The organism is Pseudomonas citrullilanati (genome assembly GCF_030580855.1).
Taxonomy (GTDB): domain Bacteria; phylum Pseudomonadota; class Gammaproteobacteria; order Pseudomonadales; family Pseudomonadaceae; genus Aquipseudomonas; species Aquipseudomonas citrulli.
The window spans coordinates 1-6,743 of sequence record NZ_JAUQOP010000079.1 but is presented as its reverse complement, the minus strand read 5'-3'; the positions used below and the strand labels follow the sequence as shown (position 1 = coordinate 6,743).

The 6,743-nt window shown below is 62.7% G+C and carries 7 protein-coding genes; 5 read left to right on the top strand and 2 right to left on the bottom strand.

Annotation, left to right across the window (positions count from 1 at the left end):
* Nucleotides 1-14 precede the first annotated feature (14 nt).
* Both astA and Q6A48_RS25690 read left to right on the top strand, forming a co-directional pair.
* A complete protein-coding gene (gene astA / locus Q6A48_RS25695; protein WP_369811737.1) occupies nucleotides 15-1,010 on the top strand; it encodes an arginine N-succinyltransferase in 996 nt (331 codons plus the stop codon).
* 195 nt (nucleotides 1,011-1,205) lie between these two features.
* Nucleotides 1,206-2,075: an isocitrate lyase/PEP mutase family protein gene (locus Q6A48_RS25690; protein ID WP_304557280.1), complete on the top strand. Its 870-nt coding sequence runs from the start codon at nucleotides 1,206-1,208 to the stop codon at nucleotides 2,073-2,075.
* Nucleotides 2,076-2,216: 141 nt separating this feature from the next.
* Here Q6A48_RS25690 and Q6A48_RS25685 read toward each other — a convergent pair whose 3' ends face one another.
* On the bottom strand, nucleotides 2,217-3,446 hold the full coding sequence (locus tag Q6A48_RS25685) for an acyl-CoA dehydrogenase (RefSeq protein ID WP_304557278.1): 1,230 nt from the start codon (nucleotides 3,444-3,446) through the stop codon (nucleotides 2,217-2,219).
* 189 nt (nucleotides 3,447-3,635) lie between these two features.
* On the opposite strand from Q6A48_RS25685, the gene Q6A48_RS25680 reads away from it, so the two are divergent.
* The 3 genes from Q6A48_RS25680 to Q6A48_RS25670 all read left to right on the top strand — a co-directional run bounded on the left by Q6A48_RS25680 (nucleotide 3,636) and on the right by Q6A48_RS25670 (nucleotide 6,126).
* Entirely contained in the window at nucleotides 3,636-4,565 is a 930-nt protein-coding gene (locus tag Q6A48_RS25680; protein WP_304557277.1) for a LysR family transcriptional regulator, read from the top strand.
* Nucleotides 4,566-4,685: 120 nt separating this feature from the next.
* Complete coding sequence (locus Q6A48_RS25675; protein ID WP_304557276.1) at nucleotides 4,686-5,087, top strand: MerR family transcriptional regulator; 402 nt, start codon at nucleotides 4,686-4,688, stop codon at nucleotides 5,085-5,087.
* Between the two features lie 139 nt (nucleotides 5,088-5,226).
* Nucleotides 5,227-6,126, top strand: a complete 900-nt coding sequence (locus tag Q6A48_RS25670; protein ID WP_304557275.1) for a hydroxymethylglutaryl-CoA lyase — start codon at nucleotides 5,227-5,229, stop codon at nucleotides 6,124-6,126.
* A gap of 238 nt (nucleotides 6,127-6,364) precedes the next feature.
* Here Q6A48_RS25670 and Q6A48_RS25665 read toward each other — a convergent pair.
* A partial coding sequence (locus Q6A48_RS25665) for a hypothetical protein (RefSeq protein ID WP_304557274.1) occupies nucleotides 6,365-6,743 on the bottom strand: 379 nt, incomplete at its 5' end.

Here is a 6,743-nt window from a genome sequence, read left to right as displayed (position 1 = left end):
CCGACCGCCCGCGGCTGGTGTTTTGGCCCCGTGCCCCCGGGCCGGGGTACCCCGGCCGGCCGCCCAACGAAGCCCGCGGGCCCCAGCGGGGGCGCGGGCCCCCCCCCACCTTTGCCGGGCAAGTCGAGCGTGCCGACGCCGATTACCTGTTCGTGCTCGAAGACGACGACCGCCAGGTGGTGGGCATCAGTGCCCTGACCGGCGCGGTGGGGCTACGCGAACCCTGGTACAACTACCGGGTCGGGGTGACCGTGAATTCGGCGCCGGAGCTGGGCATCCAGCGGCAGCTGCCGACCCTGTTCCTCAACAACGAGATGACCGGGCAATCGGAAATCTGCTCGTTGTTCCTGCACCCCGAGCAACGTCGCGGCCACAACGGACGCTTGCTGTCCCTGGCGCGATTGCTGTTCGTGGCCGAGTTTTCCCAGTTGTTCGGTGAAAAGCTGATCGCCGAGCTGCGCGGCCATGCCGACGAACACGGCTGCTCGCCGTTCTGGGACAGCCTGGGGCGGCACTTTTTTCGCAAGGACTTCAGCTACGCCGACCAATTGTCCGGCATGGGCAACAAATCGTTCATCGCCGAGTTGATGCCCCGCCAGCCGCTCTACACCTGCCTGCTCACCGAACAGGCCCAGGCGGTGATCGGCAAGGCCCATCCCAACACCGAGCCGGCCATGCGGATTCTCAATGCCGAGGGCTTCAGCCATAAGGGCTACATCGATATTTTCGACGCTGGCCCGGTGATCGAGGCGCCGGTGGCGAAGATCCGCACGGTGCGCGACAGCCAGCCGCTGACCCTGGCCGTGGGCGCACCGGACGACCAGGCGCCGGTGTGGCTGATCCATAACCGGCGCCTGGAAAACTGCCGGGTCACCAGCGCCCGGGCGCACCAGCACGGCCACAGCCTGCTGGTCGACCGCCTCACCGCCAAGCGCCTGCAAGTGCAACCGGGCGATACCGTGCGCGCCGTGGCGCTGCTCAAGCAGGGGCAACAGGCCGTGGCGGCGTAATGTCGTCTCACGTGGGCTGACTATTGCCCGGCCATCGTGCGAGCAGAGCGCCTGGGCTGCAAGCGCCTGACAATGCGCTGGCAGCATGGGCCATGCGCATTCGTCATCATCTTGATACGTGACACGTGATAGCCTTTGGCTCTTTCGGCGTTGACACTTTTGCTCAAGCCGTTCCATGCCAATGGTGGAACTCACATGTCCAGGCTTTCCCATCAAGATTTGCGCCGCAACTTTCGTCAACTGCTGGCTTCCCAGACCTGCTACCACACCGCCTCGGTGTTCGACCCGATGTCGGCACGGATCGCCGCCGACCTGGGCTTCGAAGTCGGCATCCTTGGCGGCTCGGTCGCGTCGTTGCAGGTGCTGGGTGCGCCGGACTTTGCCCTGATCACCCTCAGCGAGTTCGCCGAACAGGCCACCCGCATCGGTCGCGTGGCGCAGCTGCCAGTGATCGCCGACGCCGACCATGGCTACGGCAATGCCCTGAACGTGATGCGCACCATCATCGAGCTGGAACGCGCCGGCGTCGCGGCGCTGACCATCGAGGACACCTTGCTGCCGGCCCAGTTTGGCCGCAAGTCCACCGACCTGATCAGCGTGGCCGAGGGCGTCGGCAAGATACGGGCGGCACTGGAGGCCCGGGTCGATCCGGACATGTCGATCATCGCCAGGACCAATGCCGGGATCCTGCCGGTCCAGGAAATCATCAGCCGGACCCAGCAATACGAACGGGCCGGGGCGGACGGGATTTGCATGGTGGGCGTGCAAGACTTCGATCACCTGGAGAAGATCGCCGAGAACCTGAGCGTGCCGCTGATGCTCGTCACCTACGGCAACCCGCTGTTGCGCGACGACAAGCGCCTGGCCGAACTGGGCGTGCGCATCACCATCGACGGCCACGGCGCCTACTTCGCGGCGATCAAGGCCACCTACGACAGCCTCCGTGAACAACGGCAGATCTTCACCCAGGCGGCGGACCTCAGCGCCACCGAACTGACCCACACCTACACCCAGCCCGAGGAGTACATCCGCTGGGCCGAGGAATACATGAGCGTCAAGGAATAAGCGGACGCCGGCTTTGCCGGACGCGTTCGCGAGCAGGCTCGCTCCCACGGGGGCTTGAATGACAGTGCAATCCGCAGTCACTGCAAAACCTTTGTGGGAGCGAGCCTGCTCGCGAAGGCGTCAGCCGGGTGAAACGGGCCCTTAGCGCCCGCTGCGCAACATTTCCCTGGGCACGTACTTGCCGATCTCGAACTTGCCGATAGCCGCCCGGTGCACTTCGTCCGGACCGTCGGCCAGGCGCAGGGTGCGCTGCATGGCGTACATGTAGGCCAGCGGGAAATCGTTGGACACCCCGGCGCCGCCATGGATCTGGATCGCCCGGTCGATGACCTTCAATGCCACGTTCGGCGCGACCACCTTGATCTGGGCGATTTCACTCTTCGCCACTTTATTGCCCACCGTGTCCATCATGTATGCCGCCTTCAAGGTCAGCAGGCGCGCCATGTCGATCTCCATGCGCGAGTCGGCGATCTTGTCGACGTTACCGCCCAGGCGAGCCAATGGCTGGCCGAACGCGGTGCGGCTGACGGCACGCTTGCACATCAATTCCAAGGCGCGCTCGGCCATGCCGATGGAGCGCATGCAGTGGTGAATCCGGCCCGGGCCAAGACGCCCCTGGGCGATCTCGAAGCCGCGTCCTTCACCCAGCAACACGTTTTCGTACGGCACCCGCACGTTATCGAACAGCACCTCGGCATGGCCGTGGGGCGCATCGTCGTAGCCGAACACCGGCAACGGCCGGACGATCTTCACGCCGGGGGTGTCCACCGGCACCAGGATCATCGAGTGCTGGGCGTGGCGCGGCGCATCGGGGTTGCTCAGGCCCATGAAGACCAGGATCTTGCAACGCGGGTCGCACGCCCCCGACGTCCACCATTTCTTGCCGTTGATCACCCATTGGTCACCGTCGCGCTCGGCGCGGGCGGCCATGTTGGTGGCATCCGAGGACGCGACGTCCGGCTCGGTCATGGCGAAGGCCGAGCGGATTTCGCCGCGCAACAGCGGCTCGAGCCAGCGTTGCTTCTGCTCTTCATTGGCGTAGCGCACTAGCACTTCCATGTTGCCGGTGTCCGGCGCCGAGCAGTTGAAGGGCTCCGGCCCCAGCAACGAACGGCCCATGATCTCGGCCAGCGGCGCGTATTCGAGGTTGGTCAGGTCGGCACCCAGCTCGGACTCGGGCAGAAACAAATTCCACAAGCCTTCGGCCTTGGCCTTGGCCTTGAGCTCTTCCATGATCGCCGTGGGTTGCCAGCGGTCGCCTTCGGCCACTTGCCGCTCGAACACCGCTTCAGCCGGATAGACGTAGGCCTCCATGAACGCCGTGACGCGTTCACGCAGTTCCTGAACCTTGGGGGTATAGGCAAAATCCATGGACAGCACCTTCTTGGCAGAGGTTGATTTCAGATCATGAAATCGATGCTAGTTCAGCTACGAAAATTTACCTAACCTATTCTCGGCGTGTATTAACATTCATCACCGATATATGTTTCACTGATTCGCATCGTTACCCGGCACCGATAACAAGTCCAAGAACCCGCCCGAATACAAGAGTGCAGCGCCATGAATCTGAGCAAGGTCGACCTGAACCTTTTCATCGTCTTCGACGCGATCTACACCGAAGCCAACCTGACCCGCGCCGGCCAGATCGTCGGCATCACTCAGCCCGCCGTGTCCAATGCCCTGGCGCGCTTGCGCGAGACCTTCAACGATCCGCTGTTCGTGCGCACGGCCCAGGGCATGGTGCCCACCCCCATGGCCCAGAACATCATCGGCCCGGTGCGCAACGCGTTGTCGCTGCTGCGGGTGTCGGTACAGGAAAGCCGCATCTTCAACCCCCTGCAGGCCGTCAAGACCTACCGCATCAGCATGACCGACCTCACCGAAGGCGTGATCTTGCCGCCGCTGTTCCAGCGCCTGCGTCGCCTGGCGCCGACCGTGGCCATCGAGAGCTTCCTGTCCAAGCGCCGTGAGACCACCAAGGAACTGGCCGCCGGCCGCCTCGATTTCGCCGTCGATGCACCGCTCAACACCGACCCGCAAGTGCGCCACGTCAAGCTCATGGAAGACCGCTACGTGTGCGCCATGCGCAAGGGCCATCCGCTGGCGGGCAAGGACAAGATCAACCTCGACGATTACCTGTCCCAGACCCACGTGCACATTTCCAGCCGCCGCAACGGCCTCGGCTACGTCGACCTGGCCCTGGGCAAGATGGGCATCCAGCGCAAGATCGCCCTGCGCTCCCAGCATTACCTGATGGCGTCCCAGGTGTTGCAACAGACCGACATGGTCATGACCGTGCCCGAACGTTTCGCCCGCCGTCACGACCTGCACGCCTTCCCGTTGCCGGTCAACGACGTGCCGCCCGTCGAGACCCACCTCTACTGGCATGAAAGCACCGACCAGGACCCGGCCAACCGCTGGATGCGCGAGCAGATGATCGAGTTGTGCCAGCAGGTGACGGCCCATGAGCGGAAGCTGGAAAAAGCCTAGGCATGGCACGGTGGGGGCCAGCCTGCTCGCTCCCACCGGTTTGCTTGGCAGCGCCTTGCTTGACGCGAACGTCAACCTGCCTTTAGCTTAGCGCCAGCCCCTTTCGTTTCGAGCGCTTCCATGAGCAGCCAGACCTACAGCATCTCCGACCTCGCCCGTGAGCTGGATATCACCACCCGGGCCATCCGCTTCTATGAAGAACAAGGCCTGTTGAGCCCGGAGCGTCGGGGCCAGGAACGGATCTATTCGCCACGGGACAAGGTCAGCCTGAAGCTGATCCTGCGGGGCAAGCGCATCGGCTTTTCCCTGGCCGAGTGCCGCGAACTGATCGAACTCTACGACCCCACCAGCGGCAACCAGAAACAGTTGCACAGCATGCTGGCGAAAATCGCCGAGCGCCGGGAACAACTCGAACAGCAATTGCTGGACATCGAACAGATGAAACTGGAACTCGACACCGCCGAGGAACGCTGCATCCAGGCGCTGGAGCAGACGATCAATGGCCAGGACGTCGTCCAATAACGACGCGATTCCAGTGTGGGAGCGGGCTTGCTCGCGAATACGGACTTCTTTCAGCCTGTTTGGCGACTGACACACCGCTTTCGCGAGCAAGCCCGCGCCCACATTGAATTGACGCACCCACTACTACAGGTCAACTCCCATGTCCCTCCCCTCCTTTGTACGCATGATCGAAGTCGGCCCCCGCGATGGCCTGCAGAACGAGGCGCAGCCCATCAGCGTCGCCGACAAGGTGAACCTGGTGGATGCCTTGAGCGCTGCCGGCCTGGGCTACATCGAGGTCGGCAGTTTCGTGTCCCCCAAGTGGGTGCCGCAGATGGCCGGCTCGGCCGAGGTCTTCGCGCAGATCCAGCGCAAGCCCGGCGTGACGTATGGCGCCCTGGCGCCAAACCTGCGGGGCTTCGAAGATGCGCTGGCGGCGGGCGTGAAGGAAGTGGCGGTGTTCGCCGCCGCGTCCGAGGCGTTCTCCCAGCGCAATATCAATTGCTCCATCAAGGACAGCCTGGAGCGCTTCGCACCGATCATGGCGGCCGCGCGGCAGCACGGAGTCAGCGTGCGTGGCTACGTGTCGTGTGTGCTGGGTTGCCCGTACGAAGGCGCGGTCAAGCCCGAGCAAGTCGCGTGGGTCGCCCGTGAGCTGTACGAGATGGGCTGCTATGAAGTGTCCCTGGGCGACACCATCGGCACGGGCACTGCCGGCGCCACCCGCCGGATGTTCGAGGTGGTCGGCGCGCAAGTGCCCCGGGACAAGCTCGCCGGGCATTTCCACGATACCTACGGCCAGGCCATGGCTAACGTGTACGCCAGCCTGCTGGAAGGGATCGCCGTGTTCGACAGCTCCATCGCCGGGTTGGGGGGCTGCCCCTATGCCAAGGGCGCCAGCGGTAACGTCGCCACCGAGGACGTGGTGTACCTGCTCGATGGCCTGGGCATCGAGACCGGTGTCGACCTGGAGGCGTTGATTGCCGCGGGCCGGCAGATCTGCGACGTGCTGGGTCGCCCCACCGGTTCACGCGTCGCCAAGGCGCGCAGTGCACAGTGAGGTGTTACCGCTGGCTTTTGTAACGGTGGCGAAACGAGTAACACGGAAACAATTTGTCAGGTTTGGTCCGACGAAATTTTCACCTGAAAAATACAAATTATTGATTTATAAAAGTTTTTAAAAGTTGGCACGGCACCTGCTATATCTCTGGCATAACAAGAATAAAAAACGCGGCAAGCCCAATAAAAACAAGACGAAACGACTCTGACATAACAAAAACAACACGGCAGAGACGCAGCTAACAGATTTTTTTGGAGAAGATGTGCTTTTCAGGGTGCTTCCAGGAGCAACCCGCAACCGGGCAGAGAACAACAAGACTACCTTCAGGTAGTACCCGAATCGGTTGGATCGCAAGGCGAAAAGGCAGATCAGCGCTCAAAAAAATACGTTTGCTCTTGATCCCGGATGGGGATCGCCAAAAACAGCGGTAAAGGGCCACGGCTGCCAAAAACAACAACAGGCCGCCCCTCAATAATAAAAAAAGAGCACGCGACGACAAATTAAAGGGGAGCTTCGGCTCCCCTTTGTGCTGTCTGGCGTTTGGGTTTTTCTTGTGGGAGCGGGCTTGCTCGCGAAGACGGCGGCATAGCCAACCGTTATGTCGCCCGGCACACCGC